This is a genomic window from Humibacter soli (assembly GCF_054779035.1).
The window spans coordinates 374,071-393,773 of the sequence record NZ_BAAGYX010000002.1 but is presented as its reverse complement, the minus strand read 5'-3'; the positions used below and the strand labels follow the sequence as shown (position 1 = coordinate 393,773).

Genomic DNA, 19,703 nt, shown 5'->3' with positions numbered 1-19,703 from the left:
CTCTCACCTGTTCTTCTCGACCTGGCGGATGTTCGTGCACGCGGGGGCGCGCGTCGCGTCAGGGGTGTGGAGAAGTGGCCCAGTCCGTCCAGCCGGGGTCGTGGTGGTGCCCGGGTTGTGGGGTGGTGTGCGGGTGGGTGTGGCCGTCGTGGCATTCGCCGTTGTACCAGGTGGCGAGGCGTGGGAGGGCGGCGGCGAGGCGTTCGTGCCAGCCGATGGGTCCGTATCCGGCGTCGACCGTGTCGAAGGACACGGTCCAGGCGGTGTGGAGGGCGGAGAGCTCTTCGACGAGGGCGGGGTGTCGGTACCAGCAGGCGGGGATCTTGCGTTGTGGGATCTGGTATCGGTCGGTGAACCAGTCGACCCAGTCCGCGAGATGTTCCCATGTCTCGGGTGCGAGGTCGGGGTCGAGGGTGCGCCAGTTGACGATGGTGACGCCGAGCATGCTGCCGAGCCGGTCGCGTGATTCCTGTTCCCATCCTTCGGGGAGGGACTCCAAGAGCCCGGCAATGTCGTCCGCGCTCACTGGTCACCTCCTTCTTGCAGGAGTTGTGCGATCTTGCCGCGAAGTCTCGAGACGGCCTGGTGGGTGGCAGCTCGGCGGGACACGAGTCCGGAAAGCGCGCGGTCACGGTCGATGAGGGTATGCACCCACTCGTGACAGCGTGGATGCAAGGCGGTGAGGTCACTGTGGGGTTCGGCGGCGATCCACCCGTGTGGGCCGCGGCTGACGCCGCGGTAGTCGAGGTGGTGCAGCTCGAGAGACTTCTCGGAACCGGTGCCGAGGCAGAGCGCGCAGCGCAGTTCGCCGTGGTCGCGTCGTTCGGCGATGAACCATTTCGCGCGTCTGCGGTACCAGGCGGGTGAGTGCAGATAGCGGGTACGGTATCCGGCGGCGTCCCATGTCGGCTTGCGGCGGTTGGACATTAGCGCCGCTCCCCTGCGGCCGCGCGTCGTTGCCGGGCGTGTTCGTATTGCTGTGCGAACACCTGCTGCTGGTCCGCTTCTGTCGCCGTCTTCCCGGCGCTAATGGTGGCGGCGTCTGGTCTCTCAGTCCACCCTTTCAGGTCGAGGAGGAGACCGCGGCGGTTGCGGTAGGCGAGGAGTCCGATGCTCTGCGGGAGGCGGCGGATCTCATCAACGGTCAAGACGGGGACCTTCTCCCGACTGACATTCGTGGTCGTGTTGGTGTCGCTGTAGGTGTGGGCGCGGCTGTTAATGCGGCGGGTGCCGAGGAGAGATTCCACGTCGCGGAGGTGGTCGACATCGCTGGCACCGCCGAGGAGGAGCTTCGCTGTCGCGGCAGACCAGATCGTGTCTGCTTCCGCTTTCGACCAGGCGGTCTCTGCCTGGGACAGGGCCTGCAGGACGACGACGGTGGAGATGCCGATGCCACCGCCGTCGGCCATGACGCGGGGCAGGGCGGGCCAGGAGAACATGTTCGCGATCTCGTCCAGCACCAATGCCAGGGGTGGGTCGAGGCGTGATCCGTGGGAGGCGAGGGCCTTGCGGCGCGCTGTTTCGACGATGTCGTCGAGGACGGCGCCGAGGAACCCGCCGACGGATCCTGCACCGGCACCGGTGCCGATCAGATAAAGGCTGTTCTCTCCAATCAGGAACGTGTCGGGGTCGAAGCTGTCCCCTGGTCCGGGTGTCATCGCTTCGCGGATTGCGGGGATCGCGAGTGGCCGGACTGCGGCGGCGACGCCGAACCAGCTGGAGGCGAGGAGGCGTTCGTCGCCGTTGATGATCGCGTCGAGGTCTTCCGCCCAGCCGGGTGTGCCGTCTGCGGTGAGGACGTTCACTGCTTCGAGTGCCAGGCGTGGGTTGGAGCCCCATCGGGCGAGCGCGTCGGCGCCGCGTCCGGACACTGCGGCGGCATGCAGCAGCCGGGAGAGGACGGAGGATGCCACGTGCGCCCATTCCTGGTTCTTCGATGAGGCACCCAGCGCTGTTCCGGCGACGATGGCCTGCCCGCGCTGGTCGGCGACGAGCGGGTCTTCGCAGCCTGTGATCGGTGAGATACGAAGTGTGGATCGGACGCCGGAAAGCTGCTGGGGGTCGAAGACGGTGACCTCTCCGCGGGCGGCGCGGGCGGCCATGGTTGCGGCGAGGTTGTCGTTGCGGGTGGAGGTGGTGATCAGGGGGCCACTCCAGTCGAGGATGGCGTTAATGATGAAGCGGAACCCTTTCCCGCTGCGGGGCGCGCCTTCCACCACGACGGAGTCCTCAATCGAGACGTACACGTCGTATCGGTGCGACCGACCAACCTTCCACCCCACCAGCTCGGGAGACGCAGCCGTGGCAGTGGGTCGCAGCGTGTGGGTTCTCGCCGTGACCGCGCGCGCGGAGACGTGTCGCCGGATTTCGCCCGTCTTGGCGAATCCGTCGCGTGTCTTGAGGTCGTGGATGAAGTGCCGGTCCGACTGCTTATACCGGGACCACCACCCCAGTCCGGCCACTCCGATCGTGATCAGCAGCACCAGCGCGAGGACGTCCAGGAGGCGTGGTGCCGTGACGGACGGGGCGCAGCCCGTCGGCACGTGATAGCCGGAGAGGTCATTGCCGATCGCCCATTGCAGACCGGCGATGAAGCTCGTCGGGTCGCCTCCGCGGCCGCAGCTGAGCCGGATCGCGAGCATGCCGATGCCGGTTGTCATCAGACCGATGAGCACGCCGCCGCAGATCGTGTAGAGGAGCACGAGTGTGGTGCGGTTGTCTTTCATGACCGTTCACCTCCGAGGGCGTCGGTGCGGAAGATCTCCAGCTCGTGGTCGGTGCAGATGTTCCTTACCTTCGCGAGACGGTCGGGGCCGATCTGCCAGAGCCCTTCGCCTTTGTGGAGTTTGCGGACCACTTCGGCTTCGCTGTCGTTGAATCCGAGGATCTCCCTGGATCGGGCGATCTCTCCCACGTGCTGCGCGTAGGAGATCCGGGTCTCGCAGTCCGCCAGAAGCCCGAGGGCGCGGGCGTGGAGCGCGGAGTCGCGGTCGCCGAGGGAGTCCAAGTCGGCGATGCGATGCAATAAATACCAGTTCGAGGTGCCCAGGTGGCGGGCGACTTTCTCGTCTTCGACACGGTCGGCGAGCTGGTCGCCTCCGGAGACGTCGTTGAGGAGCTCGACCGCGGCTTCTTCGTGCACGATGACGCGCGCCTGCCGGTTGCTGCCCAGGGTGGCTCGGCGGATCCAGTTCGCCGTGGCCAGCCTGGCAAGGGCTTGTGCTTCGGGCGAGGCTCCTTTCAGTGCGGAGGTGTCGACGACCATCATCGGGGTGTCCGCGTCGAATGCCACGGTGGAGGGCCCGTCGAAGAACCCGGTCAGATCTCCAGAGACGAGGCGGCGTAGTGCGTGTGCGAGTCGTCGGCCGGCGTCCGTGACTTCTGCTTCGGCGTCAAGGTCGACGAGTCGGTCGTAGACGTGCGCGACCGTGACCGTGCTCTGGTCGCGGACGGCATCCAGGGCGATGTCGAGTGCGGTGTGCTCGACGGGTTCCAGGGTGGCGCCGTCGCGAAGGCGGCGCACGATCGTCTTGATCGTGGCACGGCGGTACTGCAGCACGTTCTGGTTCCACTGCTCATCGCTGAAGCCCCTATCGCGGGGTCCCTCATCGAGAAGGTTGATGCGGGCAGCGCGGCCAGGGCCGACGCTGATGGACTTCCCGCCGACGTATTCCGCAACGCGCACCCATTCGCCGTTGGGATCATGCGGCACGGCGATCTTCCGTCCGAGGCGGGCGAGCCGGGCAGACCAGGACTTGGCGAGCATGGATTTCCCGGTGCCTTTCACGCCGAGGATCGCGACCGAGTGGGAACGGACAATCTCGGCGGAGTAGGCGTCCCACGGGTCGAAGCAGAACGGGGTGCGGGAGAGCTGGTTCTCGCCGATATATGCCCCGGTGAGGATGTCACCGGTCTCGGCCAGGAAGGGATACGCGCCTCCCAGGGTCTTGGACGAGACTCTGTGCGCCGGAGATGACGCCCGAAGTGGACCCCGGAGATTGTTCCCGTGTCGCCAACCCCACGCGGGCATCTTCGACGGCGACAATTCGCCTGCCGGGAGAAGCCGGCGACCGCTGCTTTCCGGAGCCTCTGTGTGACGTGCGGTCTTGAGTGCCCGCCCATCGCCTGCGGGAATCGAGCCCATCACTCGTGCCTGCGTCATCTCAGTTTCCTTCCACGGGGACGGGGAGTGTGCTGGTGACGAAGCCGGCGGCTTGCTGTCCGGCCATGGATGCCAGGACCAGTCGGGACGGGTGGGAGGCCTGCTCGATCTCGGTCCGTGCCCGCGCGAGTGCGGTCTCGGTTTCGGCTGAGATGGTGATGAAGCCGCGGACTTTCACGTCCCCGAACCCATCGACGAGGTCCTCTTCCCGGGCGGCGAGGGCGTCTGCTTCGCGCTGGTGAGAGAGGGTGACGCGTGAGTGCAGGCGGAGCCGGATCTCGGCCGCGGTCTCCATGTCGCTCTGTGCTCGATTCACCTCACCGAGCGCCTTGTGGATGGACACGGGGCGGACCTGGAGAGTGATGACCCGGGTGGCGTCGCCGGCATACAGAAGTGGTTCCAGGAAGCCGCTGCGAACGTCTGTGCGGGGCCATTCGGCGACCCAGAAGGTCTGATGCCAGGATTGGTCAACCCGGAGCGTATTCCACGCTTCGTCGATGCCCATCACTGGCTGGTTCGGGTCAGGGGCGCGGTGCGCACGGGACTCCCGTTCGCGACGGTGAGCTGCGCTGATCGGGTCGGATGCCGCGGCGAGGAGATCGTCCAGGTCAGCTGCAGTGAGCCATTCCTGGACGGTCAGTCGTGCCCGTTCCAATGCCGGTTCCAGCCCGGCGACTCGTTCTTTCAGGACGGCAGCCAACCCGGTTAGGCCGCCTCCACCGTCACGGATCGCTGCGTTGATCGTTGAGGTGGAGAAGGTTAGGGTGACGTAGTTGGTGAATCCCATGGACCGTCGTCCGGCGGCGGTGATCAGTCGCTGGTAGTCCTCGGCGACCGCGTCGGACACGGTGGGGGTGTGCTGGGCAATCCGGCTGGTGACGTATTCGTCGAGCTCGTTCGTGGAGGCGCGGTCGACACGGACTCGGCAGGTTGCCTCGACCAGGCCGGGCATGTTCTCCAGCGACGCGAGCCATTCCACGAATCCGTCATACGCGGCGCGCTGCATGCCATGGTCCCGAAGCGACCATGCCTTCGATGCGACGCGGAGGGTCACGGAGGCGAGCTTGCCGCGGGCGTTGTAGATGAACGCCCCGGCGCCGGGGATCTGGATGATGTGCACGTCTCCCAGCGCGCCGGGAAGGAGGAACCGTGCCACCGGGACGGGGCGGATGGCGTCTTGGTGGGCTTTGCCGATGTCCAGGCTTGTCGTGGTGACCCGCCACCACACGTCACGCCGGAAGTGGGTCTGGCCTTGCAGGGACCGGTAAGTGTAGCGGCCGGCCTGCCACAGGATTTGCAGGATCGGTTCGCGACGGTAGGTGCCGACGCCGAAGAAGAACACGACAGCGGCGATCGGAAGCATCACCGAGAGTGCGCTGATGTTCACGAAGAGGGTGATCAGCAGCATGGCGACGACGAGACCGATGACCATGAGTTGGCCAAGGCTCAGGCCGAGGATGACGCCGCGTCGCTCCCTGGCGGCGAACCGGACCCGGGGTGCGCCGTCGTCCGTGGTGAGGGTGCTTTCGGCGGTGAGTGTGCTCATCAGTGGCCTCCAACTCTGGCGATCGCGCGCACGGGTGCGGCGGCGGTGTTTGCTCGGGACATCTGGTCTCGGACCGAGGGACGTCGATGCAAGGCGTTGCCGACCTCGGTTCCGGCGAAGGAGACCAGGCGGGTTGCCCACAACGGAGAAAGCGATGCGGCGATCACGGCCCCGGCGGCGACCAGCAGCACGCCGATGCTGTCGGCCGACTTCGTCAACTGGATCGCCAGGAGCACCACCCCCGCCGCGAGGGGTTTCGCCAGGAGAAGGCCGGTGGTCAGGCTGGCCCAGCGTTCGGCCCACGCAGCGAGTTTGGGTTGCCCGATCATCATCAACGCGATCGGCGCCATCGCAGCCAGCGCCAGCAGCCCGAATTCTCGGATCGACATCGCAATGAACAGGAACAGGGTGGAGATCATCATCAGCGCGACGACGAACAGGGCGAGGAAGTAGTTGCCGACGGCGTCCTTGTTCGCTGACCCGGAGACGACGAGGTCGTAGATCGGGCTTCCCTGCAGAAACCGGGTCGAGGTCATCCCGGCAGTCAATGTGGTGCTGGGCAGATCGGCCAGGCCGACGACTCGGAGCAAGGCGTCCTGGATCGTTCCGCCTTGTGCAGCGGAGGTGAGGCTCTGCGTGATTCCGTCGGTGACGGTCGAGAACTGTTGCATCGCCCAGACGCAGAGTGCGCTGAACGGGATGGCGATCATGGCGCCGATCGCGGTGCGGCCGATTCGGCGCCAGTCCTGCAGGATCATGCCGATGCCGATCTGGACCAGCGCGATGATCAGGATGACTGGTGAGGTGACGGCGACCCAGAACAGGAACTGTGAGTGCGCCACCGCCCAGCTGCTCTGGTCAATGTTCGTGTTGAAGGATCCGGCGATCATGGTGCCGATGAAGTCGCCGAGCTGGCGGATGATGGAGGCCATGAATCCGGCGACGGTTTGCGAGGCTTGGCAGCCCCAGTCGGTGACGAAGCATCCGTAGTTCGGGGTCCACGGGTCAGCGGTAGCGAGAAGCAGCATCACGACACCTTTCACGCCACGTGCAGTGATGCGCCGAAGTTGATCAGTCCGGCTGCGCTGCCTGCCAGGGCGACGCCGACGATGCAGCCCAGCACGCCGATGATGCCGCCCTTCATCAGCCGGTTGTTGCTCGAGACGTGGCCCAGAACGATGCAGGCGGCCGCGATCAGGACGCCGATGATGCCAAGGATGAGGACGTCGCCGAACAGCATGTTGGTGATGGTTTGCAGGGCGCTGCTGCCGGGACCGGAGTAATTCGGTGTCGGGCTCGCGACGGTGAACAGGCTGCCGAGCCGTGCCTGGAGGGTGGCCAGGACAGGGTGCGTTGAGGTGGTGATGGTGGCGTTCATGGTTCGTTCCTCTCGTGCGGTTGAGGGTCAAGGTGGTCGTGGTTGTCGTGTCGTAGCTGGTTCGCTTTCAGGAAGCCGATGCCGAGGATGCCGACCAGGCCGATGAGCACGATTCCGGCCAGTCCGAGCAGAGCGGGGAGGAGATTCATCGGGTCCTCATTCCCCACCGGGTGAGGTCGCGTGCAGGACGGCGGTGGGTAGGTCGACGAAGAGGTTGGTTGGATGCTTCTCCGAGGGGATGTTCACCGTCAGGTCCAGGCGGTTCACCCCGGTGGGGACGTACCAGGCAGCGGCGAATGCGGCTGGCTGATTGTTCGTGATCTTCCACGGACCGGCGTCGAACAGTCCCTGCGGCATCCAGGGGACGTGGAGCTTGTTGGCAATCGCAGCGCCGTCTCGGGTGGCCAGGACGGCGGCTTCAGGACGGCCTTCAAACCGTGTCCCGGTGAATGTCATTCCGGTGACGTCTTGCGTGGTGCGATTTCCCTGATCGGGCGACCATGTGCCGGTGAGGGTGATCTTCACTGCCATTACCAGGGTTCCTGCGGGGAAGAGCTCTTCCTTCTTGTCGCCCTTCAGCGAGCATCCGCACCCGTGCGTGGCTCTGATCGTTGATTCGTAGTAGACGGAGACGAGAACGTTTCTGGCGATCTCCTCCGCCAAGGGCCCGGCGGCTGCTGTGGGGTGGGGAGCCGTCTCCGGTATGGCAGTGAAGTGTGGTCCGGTCGTGTGTCGTGCGGTGGGTGTCGTGCTGCACCCGGTCAAGGCAAGGACCAAGGCCAGACCGACGGTGGCGATGGTGGGAGTTGCTCGGCGCATCGCTTGTCCTTTCGTGAGTGCCTTCACTTGCTCTTCTCCGATCGGTAGATTTTCGGCGCGCACCCGGGTCAGGGCACTTGGATGTGCTGGTGGTCGGGGCTGTCCGGGAACTGGAGAGTGAAGTTGTGAAGTCCCGTGATGGGGTCGCCGTCCGCAGCTCGCACGTCGGATTGGCCGAGACCTGAGCCGTGGGGGACGTAGGGGTCAAGGAGCCGGATCAGCTGGAGAGAGAGGCTGTCGGCGCCGGTAAGCGACTGATGGTTGAGGGCGTAGAAGTCGACTGCTTTGCCTTGCCAGTGCGCTGATGCCGTCCCTGCGCCTGGTGTCTCGCCGGTGCAGCGGCGGTTCAGATCGGAGACTCCGACCTGCTGGAAGTCGTTCACCGCGATCACCATGATCTGCAGCACGTGCACGTCCAGACGGCATTGCGGTGTGGCGGTGCCGTTGGCCATGTTGATGACCTGTTGCTGGTACCGGTCCTCAAGGAAGGTCAGCTTTCCGTCATTGATCGCGGTGACCAGGAGCTTCGCCGCGCTCACCGCGTCGGCCGGGATCGCACACCCGGTGCCGCTGGTGCCCGCGAGGGCCGCGATGACGTCGCCCGCCGGCTTGTAGTACGGGGTGTAGTGATTCGGATCCGCGTTGATCTGGACGCGGTGCGCCAAAAGCGACGGGTCGAGTTGCTCCCACCCGGGGATGGCGAGCATGCGGGTGTAGAACGCCGCTGCAGCGGTGGCGGGGTCCAGGCGTTGTGCTCGAGTGCCATAGGTGACGCCCTGTTGGAACACGCCGATGGTGGTGTTGTCGACCGCGTCTCCGTGATCCAAGTTGGTCAGGGAGGATTCGCCCATCGCCGTCATCACGGCGATCTGCTGGCCGTGTGTATCGATGCCGCGTTGTTGCCCGACGTCGATGATCGTCGCCGCGATCCGAAGCTGATCCGGCCCGTATCCGTCGACGGCCTGACCCGATCGCACGACGGGGGTCTCTCCCATACAGGCGCCGGTGAAGCCGCCTCCGGCATCGGAGCCCATCGCCAGGACGATGCTGGCCGGTAAGAGGGCGATGGAGATCGGAACCAGGGTCACGACCAGGGCCATCAGGACGATCAGTGTGCGGCCGGTCTTGGATCGGCCTGCACCGATCAGCGCGCCGGAACTCATGCTGCGGAGTCCCGGTCGAGGACGATCTGGGCAATCGTCAACAGGCGTTTGGTGGTCGCGAGGCGTGCTCGGGCTGAGCCGGGATGGATGCCGAGTCTGGCGGCGAGGACGGGTCCGGACTCGTCCAGGTGTTCGGCCGTCTCGCGGTACCCGCCATGTGGCGGCAGGCAGCTGACCAGCACGGAATCCGTGCGTGGCAGTTGCAGGTCGATCGCGGTCAGAGCGGCGCGGACCGTGTAGGTGACATGGGAGACGTGGTCTCGGACTGATCTCAGCTGCCGCGGGCTGATGTCATGGCGCGCCGCGATCAGGTCCGTTTTTCCGTCTTCGAACGCCAGATCGGTGATGATCTCCCATTCCTCAACGCCGACGAAGTCTGCGACGAGGCTGATCCATCGATGCAGGTCAAACCGGCGTACCAGCCCGGCAAGGATGTCGGCGCCGTGTGGTGCCGGGACATCCTCGGGAAGGTGCTCGGCATCGGCGTGGTGATGCTGGTGGCGGTGCACGATGTTGCGGGTGAAGCCGAACACGAATCGGCTCGGCGTCCCCTTCGCCGGGTCAAAAGAGGTCGCCTTCCGCCAAACGGTCTCCCGGGTCTCCTGCAGAACCGTGTCCACTTCATCGGGTTGAGCGGGCAGTTGGTGGACGACATACCCCTTCATGTCGTCGACGGCGCTCAGTAGTTCTTGTGTGTTGTCCTGCGTCGCTGTCTTGGCGTCCCCCCATGACATCGCCCTCACACCCTTTCGACGGAACTCGTCTGCTTCGGAACCTGGTTGGGGAACTGCTGTCGTAGTTCGGCAAGCCGCCGACGCCCGGTGCGTACCGACGTGCCCGCGAGGGAGGCGACGAGTTTCCCGGTGACCGGCTCGCCCCGATCCCCGGCGGCCCTGACCGCTGCGAGGAGCTGGCTGCCGGTCGCCGCCTCGGGGTCAAGGACGGTCGCCGTCGAGGACCGACTGGGATCCCCGCGGTGGGCGTCGACCATCACGACCAGCAGATGTGTGGCAACCAGCAGAGCAATCGCCGGGATCGAGGAGACCGCTGTGGCCATCAGGATCGGGACACGGACATCCGCGGCCTGGATCGCGTGCACCGCGTTGCCGGTGACGCTGATCGCGGAGAAAAAGACCAACGCCGTCCACGGGTACCACGTGACATGACGGGCACGCCCCTTCAACGCGAACGCGGCCGCAGTCGCCACAACGATGAATCCGTCAACGATCAACGGCCAGAGGAACGCCAGCTGCCGGTCGATTCCCGACTCAACGGCCAAGTCGATCAGGGAGGAGAAGGACAGCACGAAACCTGCCGCAGCGAGGAGCGCGACCGCCGAAGCGGTGGCCCACAACAGCACCCGACGGTTCGTGCTCGGCGTCGCGGGGTCCTCAGCCATGAAGGTTCACCGCCTCACGGGCCGCCGAAAGGCAGCACCTGGGTCGTGCAGTGGGCGTGTCATCGCCTCCGGAAATTACCCCTCGAACAGGGTTAGACAACTTAGACGCGGCGATAGGTTTTCTGGCGTTCACTGGCACGCCTCGCACTCGTCATCCAGCGCAGGGTCGACCGGGATCAGATACCCATCGACGAGCTCCGCCTCCAGCGGCTGCGCGGGGGTCACACCAACGCCCCGGTCTTGGTGCGGGCACTGGCCTCGATCCAGGCCAGGACCTCCGCCCTCTTGTAGAGCACAGTCCGAGGCGTCGGCTTGTAGAACCGCGGCCCCTTGCCGTGATAGCGCAACTGGGCGAGTGCCCCGAGGGAGATCCCGGTGATCTCCTCAACCTCAGTTGCCTGAATGTAGTCCCCCAACATGATCCGCTCCCGTCGTTTTAACATCAACACAATGACATTGCTGTCGTTTTGACGGTAATGTGTGAATGTTGGTTTGACAAGAGTGACGGGCATATCCTGTCGAAATGGCAAGCAGCAACGATACGAGTGGGATCGGGCACCGCCTTCGCGAGGTGCGCCGTCGGCGCGGGTTCAAGTCGCCACGAGAGCTGGCCGAGACCATCCAGGGCGGAAATGTGACAACTGCGGTGATCGAGAACATCGAAGCTGGCAGGAAGGTCGACATCAGCGTCAGCCAGCTTCTCAACCTCGCTCACGCCTTGCAGGTGCCACCCGTGCAGCTGCTCGCCGACGTCTCGAATCCAAGGGCATCGATAGACCTGCCCAACATCAGCGAGCATCTTTCGGCGATGGATGCCGGGGAATTCGATGCCTGGTTTGGCGGCATCTCAGGGGCTGACCATCGAGCTGCCCACGCCGCCGAGCGTTTGACGCTCAGTGAGATGGATGCCTACCGCACCCTCCGTCGGCTCCAACGTGAGGTGACTCGGCAGCGAGCAGCCCAGTCAGCACTAGAGGACGGACGTGATGGCCACGTGCCTGACCAACGCGTCGAAGCGTTGGAGGCAGAGATCGTCGAGCTGGCGGGCTACCTCGCGACGTGCGGGTGGGTCCTCGGCGTTCCTGATCAGAATCGCGGGTAGGAAGCGTCCGAGGTTCAGGCCGGCGTGCGCGGGCGGAGCTCGCGGAAGCTAGGCACGGAGATAGGCGTTGAGCCGGTTGACTCCTGCGGTCGCCTCTTGCTCGAGTTGGTGGGTGTAGCGGCGGGACATGTCCTCGGACGCGTGGCCGGAGATGCTCGCGTAGACGACCCACTCGAGTCCGGCATGCTCGGCCATGGTGGTGTAGGTGTGGCGAAGCCAATGCATCGTTGCCGGCCGCTGGATTCCTGCTCGCGTCAGCGCAGTTCGGAGGGCGCCGTTGGTGTCGGCGTTCGTCAGCGGGCTGCCGTCGGGTCGGTGCCAGACCAGTCCATGCGGATTCGGTCCCGCATCCGCCGCAACGTGTCTGCGCAGAGCTGTCGCGAGTTCGTCGGTGAGCGGGGCGATCCGCGGCCGGTAGGCCTTGGGGCGTGCGAGTACCCAGCGGCCTCGCAGCGATTGAACTTCCAGGTTCGGAGCGATGTCAAGCTCGCGCTGCGGGCAGCGACCCGCTGTCTTGTTGCCGCAGGGAACCTGGCAGCCGTGCCGGAACGTGGCTTCCACCAGGTTCCAGGACACGTGCGCCTTCTTTCCCTCCAGGTCCAGGTCGCCGATGCGAAGCCCGCGTAGTTCACCGTCGCGGGCCCCTGAGAGCAGTGCCAGCGTCCATTTGGGATCGTCGAGGTCGAGGAGCGCCTGCACTTCGGATCGAGTCAGGGAGTCGCGGTCGACGGGCGCCTGTTGGGGGATGTCGACCGACTCGGCCACGTTGCGGGAGATCAAGCCTTCATCGCAGGCGTAGCCGAGCATGGCCGACAGGGCGCGGTGGGCTGCGGCGACGCTCGCCGGTCCCAGCTTGCGGGCGAAGATCGCCGCATGCAGGCGTCGGATGTCCGAGGGTTTCAGGTCGCCGACCACTCGCTTGCCGAGTAGAGGGAGGATGTTCGTTGCTACTTGCGAGCGGTAGCCCTGCATGGTCTTCGGTTTCAGCCGTCCCGCTGCATCTGTTAGCCACGTCTCGGCGAGATCGGCGATACGGGTGTGGTGGTCGAGCGGGCTGCCGTTCTCCTCGATCTCCCGGATCAGCCGGCGCAGCTTCTGCACGCACTCCTCGCGCGTCTTCGCGTGCACATACGACTGACGACGCCGTCCGTCTGCTGTGTAGCCGTTGTCGACGACTCCGCGCCACAGGCCACGGCTCTTAAGCTCGTAGAGGCCGCCCTGGCCGTGGTCGCGTCGCTTCGGCACATCAGCAGGCTAGCAAGCTAGTGCACACATGAGTGCACACATGCTGGTGTCATCCGGTGGTGCCGGGTGTCATCCGCAAATGCTGAAAACCCCCGGAATTCCGGGGGTTTTCGCTGTTTTCTGGTGTGCGCCCGAAGGGATTCGAACCCCCAACCTTCTGATCCGTAGTCAGATGCTCTATCCGTTGAGCTACGGGCGCGATCGGTGCTGATCCGGAACCTCAGCGCTCCCTGATCAACCTGACGACTATATCAGGCCGTGGCCGGGCACTGAAATCGTCCCAAGAGACGTGGACCCCCCCGTGCGGCAACAACCCCACGGCCCCTACCGCCTGTCCTGGAACATCCCCACTTGCCGAAATCGGAGATCCGCGCCGCCCCGGGGCGTGTCGTGGTCCACCGGCGGGCGTGTCGCCTCAAATCTCCGAAATCCAGCGCCGACCGGTCAGCCCATGGCTGCGCGGATCGCGGCCGCAGTGGCATCCGCTTGCTCGGCGTCGGCATACGCATGACGTGGTCCCAGCCAGAAGCGCAGGCCGTCGTCGCGGGACCGCGGGATGACGTGCAGGTGCAGATGCGGCACCGACTGCGAGACGACATTGTTCACGATGAGGAGGCTGCCGTCGGCATCCATTGCCTTCTCGACGGCGCGCTGAAGTGACTGCGAGGTGCGCAGCCACGGATCGGCCAGCGTCAACGGCAGTTCGTCGTAGGTCTGGATGTGCAGGGTCGGCACCATCAACACGTGCCCGTGGAACACCGGGTGGGCGTCGAGGAAGGCGACGAAGTCATCCGATCTGAAGACCTCGCGAGCGGATGACTCGCCGCGCACGATCGCGCAGAACGCGCACGGCTTCGTCGATCCGCGCTCGGTGAACGCTGCCATAGCCACTCCTTCCGTCCGTTCCCGCGAGTCTGCATCCCGGGTCCCCGAGACTGCATCCCCGCACCAAGTCGGTGGGCTCTCCCCTCAGCCTTGACGTGGGCGTGCAGTCTCGCGAGGGGATCGCCGCCCAACGTCCGCGAGGGGCAGCCGACGGGCGTCAGCCCCTACGCGAGCACCTCGTCGAAGAAGTCCAGCTGGGCGCGCCAGCTGCGGGCATCCGCAAGCGGGCGGAAGCGCTCGCCCGGCACCGTGAACGCGTGCGGGGCCCCGCTGTAGATCACCGTCTGCCAGTCGAGTTCGGGCACCGCGCGAAGCTCGTCCTGGAACGCGTGGATGCTCTCGTCGGGCACCGACGGATCCGAGCCGCCGGTCAGGATGAGCAGCTTGGCCTTGATGGCGGCTGCGTCGCTCGGGTCATGCGTGATGAGGCCTCCGTGGAAGGAGACGACTCCCTTGACATCCGCTCCCGTGCGTGCGAATTCCAGTGCCGCCGTGCCGCCGAAGCAGTACCCGATGACGATGATGCGGTTCTCGTCGACTTGCGGAAGCTCGACCAACGTGTCGTACGCCGCCTGCACGCGGGCACGCATCAGGTCGAGGTCGGCGTAGAACTGTCCGACCACCTCTCGCGCGCTGTCGCCGGTCGGCCGCACATCCGCGCCGTACATATCCGCCGCGAACGCGACATAGCCCAACCGAGCAAGCATCTGGGCACGCATCTCCGCGTTCGGTCCGACACCCAGCCAGTCGGGCACGACAAGGATGCCCGGCCTCGGCTCGTTCGCCGCCGCATCGTGCGCAACGTATCCCTCGAGTTCGATGCCGTCGTGTCCATACGTGATCGGGGATGCCTCGATCTTCGCGCCGTGCGGAACGGGGATCTGAGCGAGGAGCTCCTGGTGGGCGGCGGAGAGGTCGGTCATCGGTGCTCCTTCGGGGCTGGGTCGGTCGGTGCTCACGTTACGCCGAGCGCCCCGCCTGCCGGACCGACTCCGGGCCAGGCTCGGGCATCGCGCCTACGCTGAAAACATGTCCGAGGAATTCGCTCACGAACCGGATGCCCACCGCTACGTCCTGCGGACGGGCGGACAGATCGCCAGCGTCGTGGACTACACGGTGCTGGGCGACGCCCTGTCGATGACCCGCACGTTCACGAATCCGAACCTGCGCGGTCACGGCCTGGCGGGCAAGCTCGTCGAGTTCGCGGTGGACGACGTCGAGAAGAACACCGGCTACCACGTCGTGCCGATGTGCTGGTACGTGGCGCAGTGGTTCGACTCGCACCCGGAGCGGGCTAACCTGCTGAAGCCGCGCGAGACATCCAACCGCTGAGGAAGTCGGGTCGGTCGAGTCATCGGGTGGGCTTGGGTCGAGGCATCGGGCGTCCCAGTCGAGCCCACGCGGTTATCCTCGTAGCGGCACGACAAAGGAGTACACCATGCCGAACTCTTCCGGTCGCCGCGCGCTCATCGCGAGTTACGCGCGCACCCCTTTCCTGAGGTTCAACGGAGGGTTCGCTTCGGTTCCGGCCGTCGAACTCGGCGCCCACGCCACGCGCGCCGCCCTCGCGCGATCCGGCATCTCCCCCGACCGCGTCGACATCGTTCAGGGCGCGCAGGTGGTCCAGGCCGCTGCAGGGCAGAACCCCGCGCGGCAGTCGGCGGTGGGGGCCGGCATCCCGCTGACCGTTCCGGCCATCACGCTCAACGCCGTCTGCCTGTCGGGAACGCTCGCGATCGGCGCGGCCGCGAAGCTGATCGAGGACGGCGATGCCGACATCGTGGTCGTCGTCGGCCAGGAGTCGATGTCGCTGGCGCCGCACGCCTGGGCGGGCTCGCGCGCGGGCGCGAAGTACGGCGCGATCGAGCTCGTCGACACGCTCGAGCGCGATGGACTCTCCGACTCGTTCGAGCACATCTCGATGGGCGCGTCGACCGAGAAATACAATGGCGTGCTCGGTATCACTCGCGAGGAACAGGATGCCTACGCAGCCACCTCGCACCAGCGGGTGGCGTCGTCCGTCGACTTCCTCGCGGGCGAGATCGAGCCGTTCGAAGTGCCAGGCCGCAAGGGTTCGACGACCTACTCGGTGGATGACGGGGTGCGCGCCGACACGACGGCTGAGTCGCTCTCCGCCCTGCGCCCGGCGTTCGCCAGCGACGGCACGATCACGGCAGGCAACTCGTCGCAGATCACCGACGGCGCCGCGGCCCTCGTGATCGTCGGGGACGACGTCGAGCTGACGGTCGCACCGCTCGCGCGCATCGTGTCGCAGTCGTTCGTCGCCGGTCCCGACACATCGCTGCACTCCCAGCCTTCCCATGCGATCGCTGCTGCCCTGCGCAAGGCTGAGGTGGAGGCATCCGCTCTCGCAGCCGTCGAGATCAACGAGGCGTTCGCCGCCGTTGCGGTGCAGTCGACACGCGAGCTGGGTGTCGAGCCCGCGATCGTGAACGCGCACGGTGGGGCGATCGCGCTGGGGCATCCGCTCGGAGCGTCGGGCGCGCGCATCGTCGGCACGCTGGCGCGACGGCTGCAGGATGTCGGCCCTGGCGCCCTCGGCGCTGCCGGCCTCTGCGGCGGCGGCGGCCAGGGAGCCGCGATCGTGCTCGAGGCGCTGTAGCACTCACTCCCAGTACGCCGGCGTTGACCCGCGCGCGCTCTGCGCCCGTCGGGAGAACAGCAGGGATCGCGCTCTCGCGCCGAAAACAGCAGCTTCCCTGCTGTTTTCGGTGACATCCGCTGTTTTCGCGGCGGCGGGCGGGGGTTCGGGGCGGCCCTCAACCAGTGGAGGTGGCGAGGGCGTCGCCGACCAGGCGGCGCAGCTCCGGCACGCGGCTGTCCGACCAGCGGGACGGGTGCACCCGGTTGGTGAGCAGCGTCCACGCGCGACCGGCGGCGAAGTCGATCCACACGCCGGTTCCGGTGAAGCCGGTGTGGCCGATGGTGTCCTGGCTGCAGGCGTCCCCGCCCGGCCAGCCGTCGAAGCGATGTTCCCAGCCGTACGTGCGGTGGTCATCCACCGCCGTGCGCATCAAGGTGATCGACTCCGCCGAGGCAGCGGTCCCGTCGAGCAGCCCACGGGCGTAACCGAGAACGGACTCCGCAGTACCGAACAGCCCGGCGTGACCGGCGCCCTGGAGCGCGGCGGCATTCTCGTCGTGCACCTCACCCACGAGCATCCGCCTGCGCCATGGGCAGTACTCGGTGGCTGCCGCCTGATCGGGGTCGGCGCCCCATGCGAAGCCGTCGCCGGCATCCAGCTCGCGGATGTGCGCGCCCGACAACCGCTCGAGCACGAAGCCCAGCAGCATGAAGTTCAGGTCGGAGTACACCGGCTCGCCGTGGGGCCAGTCCCGCTGGATGACGAACGCACGCAACTGATCGGGGTCGGTGCCGTACGTGTAGATCGGCCACGTCGCGGGCAGTCCGCTGCCGTGCGTCAGGCAGTCGCGCAGCGTGATCGTGCGCTGCCATGCGCTCTGGTCGAACTGCCGTAGCTCGGGGAGCACCGAGGTGATCGGAGCGTCGAGGTCGAGGATGCCCGAGCTCGCGGCATCCAGAATGCGCGGCGTCGTGAAGATCACCTTCGTCAGCGACGCGAGGTCGAACCAGGTGTCGATCATCATCGGGCGCTCGACGGGCTCGAGTTGCGCCAGCCCGACCGCGCTGAACTTCGGCGAGTCGTCGCCCGGCTCGGCGACACCCAGCACGGCTCCGGGGATGCGGCCGGCATCCACCCATTCGGTCACGACGTCGAGTGCTGCTTCGAATCCCACACCGGCACACTATGCCCCGGTCTCGCCGTCGAACTATTCGCCGGTCTCCCCGTCGGTGAGCTCGCGCGCGATGTCGAGGTGTCCGAGGTGCCTGGAATACTCCTGAAGCACATAGGTCAGAATCCAGCGGAGCGTCGGCGCAGGGTCCTCGGCGGTGAACCGGCCACCACGAAGGGAGCGCTCATCGAGGTCATGCTCGCCGACGATGCGCTCGGTGACGTCACCGGCCGCCTGCAAGGCCGCGAGCACGGTGTCGACGGTGGCCGAGGCATCCACGTGCCATGACCCGCCGTCGTCGGCGTCGCGGTACGGGTCGTCGAGCTGCGCACCGAGGAACCCCCACTGCAGCCAGCGCCGCTCCATCGAGGAGAGGTGCCAGGCGAGTTCGAGCATCGACCATCCGGATGGGATGACGGATTCCCGGGCATCCTGTTCGGAAAGCCCGCGCAGCTTGCGCTCCACCACACCGCGGTCGTACGCGAGGAATCCGACGAGGATGCCTTTCTCGTCGGCGAGCTCACGCCCCGGCTTGTGCACCCGGTCGCTCATACCTGCAGGGTAGACCGCACCCCGCCCAGCGCCCAGTGGGGCACCGCACCCCGACCTCCGACCAGCCGCACCCCCGCCCGGCTCCTCTCCTCCGCGAGACTGCACGCCCACCCCATCGCGGCGGGTATCGCCCGCGGGTTCGGCGCGGGGATGCAGTCTCTCGGAATGCGGCGCCGGCGGAATGCGAGCGGGACGCGGGCGGGTTTCGAGACGCTCCGCTTCGCGGTGCTCCTCAACCCACGGGATTCCCTACTTGTGGCCGGAGACCCTGTCGGCGACTCGCGCGATGAACGACGTCGAGGTGCGGCCGCGGTCCTCGGCGCGGTCGGCCATGCCGTATGCCTTGTAGAGCCCGTTCACCGCGATGAAGCGCAGCGGCTCGATCTCCCAGTTGCGCACCCGATGACCGACCCAGGGCAGCGCGGTGAGCGCGGTGTCGCGCTCCACGATGAGGTCGGCGAGCGTGCGACCGGCGAGGTTGGTGGCCGTGACGCCTGTGCCGACGTATCCGCCTGCCCAGCCCAGACCGGATGTCCGGTCGAGCCCCACCGTCGCCGACCAGTCCCGCGGCACCCCGAGCACGCCCGACCACGATCGCTCGACCCGCACGTCGCCGAGCACGGGGAAGAACCGCACCAGCAGCTCGCGCAACGACCGCACCGTGACCTCCGGCGTCGTGCCGTCCGGGTCGAAGCGGGAGGCCCAGTGATACGGCACTCCGCGTCCGCCGAACGCGATGCGGTCATCCGCGGTGCGCTGCGCGTACATGTAGACGTGGGCGAGGTCGCCAAGGGTGTCGCGGTTCGCCCAGCCGATGGCATCCCACTGCGCCTCGGACAGCGGCTCGGTGACGATCAGGGACGAGTTCAGCGGCACCCAGGCGCGGTGCGCGCCCGGCATCCGTGCCGTGAATCCCTCTGTCGCACGAACGACCACATCGGCCTCCACCGCGCCCCGACCCGTGACGGCCCGCGCCGACCGACCTGCGCCGCGCGCCTCGATCGCGGTGACCGTCGTGCCCTCGTACAGCTCGACGCCGAGCCCCTCGACCACGGTGGCGAGCCCGCGCACGAGCTTCGCCGGCTGAATGCGCGCGCAGTGCGGCTGCCACAGGCCGCCGAGTGTGTTCGACACGGCGATGCGAGCGGATGCCTGTGCCTGATCGAGCAGTTCCGCGTCGACATCCGCCCACCCGGCCTCCCCCTCTGCCCACTCCTGCAGCCGCCCGAGCTGTGCGGCGTTGCGTGCCACGTTCAGCTCCCCGCCGAGCACGATGTCCGCATCGATGCCCTCCGCGTCGGCGACCCGCATCACCTCGTGCACCGACGCGGTCATCGCGGACTGCATCGCCTGAGCACCCTCGCGGCCGTGCGTCGCGATGTACTGCTCCCGACCTCCTGTGACGGAATTGGTCAGCCATCCACCGTTGCGACCGGATGCCCCGAACCCGGCGTACCGCTGCTCCAGCACGACCACCCGCAGCGAAGGCTGCGTCTTCTTGAGGTAGTACGCGGTCCAGAGGCCGGTGAATCCGGCGCCGACGATGCAGACATCCGCTCGGATGTCGCCCTTCAACGACGGACGCTGCTCGGGCGCAGGCACCTGCGAATACCAGAACGAGACGGATGCGTGCGGCATCCTCGCAGACTAGCGACGGCCTTCGGCGGCGCAGGCGG

Annotated in this window: 22 protein-coding genes and 1 tRNA gene; 3 read left to right on the top strand and 20 right to left on the bottom strand. The window is 66.7% G+C overall.

Features of this window, described 5'->3' with window-relative positions:
- Nucleotides 1-58: 58 nt before the first annotated feature.
- From ACYVDN_RS14945 to ACYVDN_RS14885, 13 genes are all read right to left on the bottom strand, one after another.
- A complete protein-coding gene (locus ACYVDN_RS14945; RefSeq protein WP_460572974.1) occupies nucleotides 59-526 on the bottom strand; it encodes a hypothetical protein in 468 nt (155 codons plus the stop codon).
- Entirely contained in the window at nucleotides 523-927 is a 405-nt protein-coding gene (locus ACYVDN_RS14940; protein ID WP_460572973.1) for a hypothetical protein, read from the bottom strand. The genes ACYVDN_RS14945 and ACYVDN_RS14940 overlap by 4 nt, the downstream gene beginning before the upstream one ends.
- Nucleotides 927-2,726, bottom strand: coding sequence for a type IV secretory system conjugative DNA transfer family protein (locus ACYVDN_RS14935; RefSeq protein ID WP_460572972.1), 1,800 nt, complete (start codon nucleotides 2,724-2,726; stop codon nucleotides 927-929). The genes ACYVDN_RS14940 and ACYVDN_RS14935 overlap by 1 nt, the downstream gene beginning before the upstream one ends.
- Nucleotides 2,723-4,162: a hypothetical protein gene (locus tag ACYVDN_RS14930; RefSeq protein WP_460572971.1), complete on the bottom strand. Its 1,440-nt coding sequence runs from the start codon at nucleotides 4,160-4,162 to the stop codon at nucleotides 2,723-2,725. Before ACYVDN_RS14930 ends, ACYVDN_RS14935 begins: the two co-directional genes overlap by 4 nt.
- A gap of 1 nt (nucleotide 4,163) precedes the next feature.
- Nucleotides 4,164-5,708: an SCO6880 family protein gene (locus ACYVDN_RS14925; protein WP_460572970.1), complete on the bottom strand. Its 1,545-nt coding sequence runs from the start codon at nucleotides 5,706-5,708 to the stop codon at nucleotides 4,164-4,166.
- Nucleotides 5,708-6,736: a hypothetical protein gene (locus ACYVDN_RS14920; protein ID WP_460572969.1), complete on the bottom strand. Its 1,029-nt coding sequence runs from the start codon at nucleotides 6,734-6,736 to the stop codon at nucleotides 5,708-5,710. Before ACYVDN_RS14920 ends, ACYVDN_RS14925 begins: the two co-directional genes overlap by 1 nt.
- Before the next feature lie 11 nt (nucleotides 6,737-6,747).
- Nucleotides 6,748-7,086 carry a hypothetical protein gene (locus ACYVDN_RS14915; protein WP_460572968.1) on the bottom strand — a complete coding sequence of 113 codons (339 nt, stop codon included), beginning with the start codon at nucleotides 7,084-7,086 and terminating at the stop codon, nucleotides 6,748-6,750.
- Nucleotides 7,083-7,235 carry a hypothetical protein gene (locus ACYVDN_RS14910; protein ID WP_460572967.1) on the bottom strand — a complete coding sequence of 51 codons (153 nt, stop codon included), beginning with the start codon at nucleotides 7,233-7,235 and terminating at the stop codon, nucleotides 7,083-7,085. The genes ACYVDN_RS14915 and ACYVDN_RS14910 overlap by 4 nt, the downstream gene beginning before the upstream one ends.
- A gap of 7 nt (nucleotides 7,236-7,242) precedes the next feature.
- Complete coding sequence (locus ACYVDN_RS14905) at nucleotides 7,243-7,749, bottom strand: hypothetical protein (RefSeq protein WP_460572966.1); 507 nt, start codon at nucleotides 7,747-7,749, stop codon at nucleotides 7,243-7,245.
- A 224-nt stretch (nucleotides 7,750-7,973) separates the two neighbouring features.
- A complete protein-coding gene (locus ACYVDN_RS14900; RefSeq protein WP_460572965.1) occupies nucleotides 7,974-9,068 on the bottom strand; it encodes a hypothetical protein in 1,095 nt (364 codons plus the stop codon).
- Nucleotides 9,065-9,802, bottom strand: a complete 738-nt coding sequence (locus ACYVDN_RS14895) for an RNA polymerase sigma factor (protein WP_460572964.1) — start codon at nucleotides 9,800-9,802, stop codon at nucleotides 9,065-9,067. The genes ACYVDN_RS14900 and ACYVDN_RS14895 overlap by 4 nt, the downstream gene beginning before the upstream one ends.
- 5 nt (nucleotides 9,803-9,807) lie before the next feature.
- The gene (locus ACYVDN_RS14890) at nucleotides 9,808-10,467 is read right to left on the bottom strand and encodes a DUF2637 domain-containing protein (protein ID WP_460572963.1); all 660 of its coding nucleotides are present in this window, start codon (nucleotides 10,465-10,467) and stop codon (nucleotides 9,808-9,810) included.
- A gap of 221 nt (nucleotides 10,468-10,688) precedes the next feature.
- Nucleotides 10,689-10,886 (bottom strand): helix-turn-helix transcriptional regulator, encoded by a 198-nt coding sequence (locus tag ACYVDN_RS14885; RefSeq protein ID WP_460572962.1) that lies wholly within the window; start codon nucleotides 10,884-10,886, stop codon nucleotides 10,689-10,691.
- A 104-nt stretch (nucleotides 10,887-10,990) separates the two neighbouring features.
- On the opposite strand from ACYVDN_RS14885, the gene ACYVDN_RS14880 reads away from it, so the two are divergent.
- Nucleotides 10,991-11,569 carry a helix-turn-helix domain-containing protein gene (locus tag ACYVDN_RS14880; RefSeq protein WP_460572961.1) on the top strand — a complete coding sequence of 193 codons (579 nt, stop codon included), beginning with the start codon at nucleotides 10,991-10,993 and terminating at the stop codon, nucleotides 11,567-11,569.
- A 48-nt stretch (nucleotides 11,570-11,617) separates the two neighbouring features.
- Here ACYVDN_RS14880 and ACYVDN_RS14875 read toward each other — a convergent pair whose 3' ends face one another.
- The 4 genes from ACYVDN_RS14875 to ACYVDN_RS14860 form a co-directional block, all read right to left on the bottom strand.
- A complete protein-coding gene (locus tag ACYVDN_RS14875) occupies nucleotides 11,618-12,670 on the bottom strand; it encodes a tyrosine-type recombinase/integrase (protein ID WP_460572960.1) in 1,053 nt (350 codons plus the stop codon).
- Between the two features lie 270 nt (nucleotides 12,671-12,940).
- A tRNA-Arg gene (locus tag ACYVDN_RS14870) sits at nucleotides 12,941-13,013 on the bottom strand.
- Nucleotides 13,014-13,258: 245 nt separating this feature from the next.
- Nucleotides 13,259-13,699: an HIT family protein gene (locus tag ACYVDN_RS14865; protein ID WP_460572959.1), complete on the bottom strand. Its 441-nt coding sequence runs from the start codon at nucleotides 13,697-13,699 to the stop codon at nucleotides 13,259-13,261.
- Between the two features lie 164 nt (nucleotides 13,700-13,863).
- On the bottom strand, nucleotides 13,864-14,622 hold the full coding sequence (locus ACYVDN_RS14860; protein WP_460572958.1) for a dienelactone hydrolase family protein: 759 nt from the start codon (nucleotides 14,620-14,622) through the stop codon (nucleotides 13,864-13,866).
- 106 nt (nucleotides 14,623-14,728) lie between these two features.
- Here ACYVDN_RS14860 and ACYVDN_RS14855 point away from each other — a divergent pair, with 106 nt between their 5' ends.
- Together ACYVDN_RS14855 and ACYVDN_RS14850 are read left to right on the top strand one after the other, a co-directional pair.
- A complete protein-coding gene (locus ACYVDN_RS14855; RefSeq protein WP_460572957.1) occupies nucleotides 14,729-15,031 on the top strand; it encodes a GNAT family N-acetyltransferase in 303 nt (100 codons plus the stop codon).
- A 106-nt stretch (nucleotides 15,032-15,137) separates the two neighbouring features.
- Nucleotides 15,138-16,322, top strand: coding sequence for an acetyl-CoA C-acetyltransferase (locus ACYVDN_RS14850; protein ID WP_460572956.1), 1,185 nt, complete (start codon nucleotides 15,138-15,140; stop codon nucleotides 16,320-16,322).
- Between the two features lie 157 nt (nucleotides 16,323-16,479).
- Here the strand turns inward: ACYVDN_RS14850 and ACYVDN_RS14845 are convergent, their stop codons facing one another.
- The 3 genes from ACYVDN_RS14845 to ACYVDN_RS14835 form a co-directional block, all read right to left on the bottom strand.
- Nucleotides 16,480-17,478: a serine hydrolase domain-containing protein gene (locus tag ACYVDN_RS14845; RefSeq protein ID WP_460572955.1), complete on the bottom strand. Its 999-nt coding sequence runs from the start codon at nucleotides 17,476-17,478 to the stop codon at nucleotides 16,480-16,482.
- Between the two features lie 33 nt (nucleotides 17,479-17,511).
- Nucleotides 17,512-18,027 (bottom strand): DinB family protein, encoded by a 516-nt coding sequence (locus tag ACYVDN_RS14840; RefSeq protein WP_460572954.1) that lies wholly within the window; start codon nucleotides 18,025-18,027, stop codon nucleotides 17,512-17,514.
- A 249-nt stretch (nucleotides 18,028-18,276) separates the two neighbouring features.
- Nucleotides 18,277-19,665, bottom strand: coding sequence for an NAD(P)/FAD-dependent oxidoreductase (locus ACYVDN_RS14835; RefSeq protein WP_460572953.1), 1,389 nt, complete (start codon nucleotides 19,663-19,665; stop codon nucleotides 18,277-18,279).
- Nucleotides 19,666-19,703: the final 38 nt, after the last annotated feature.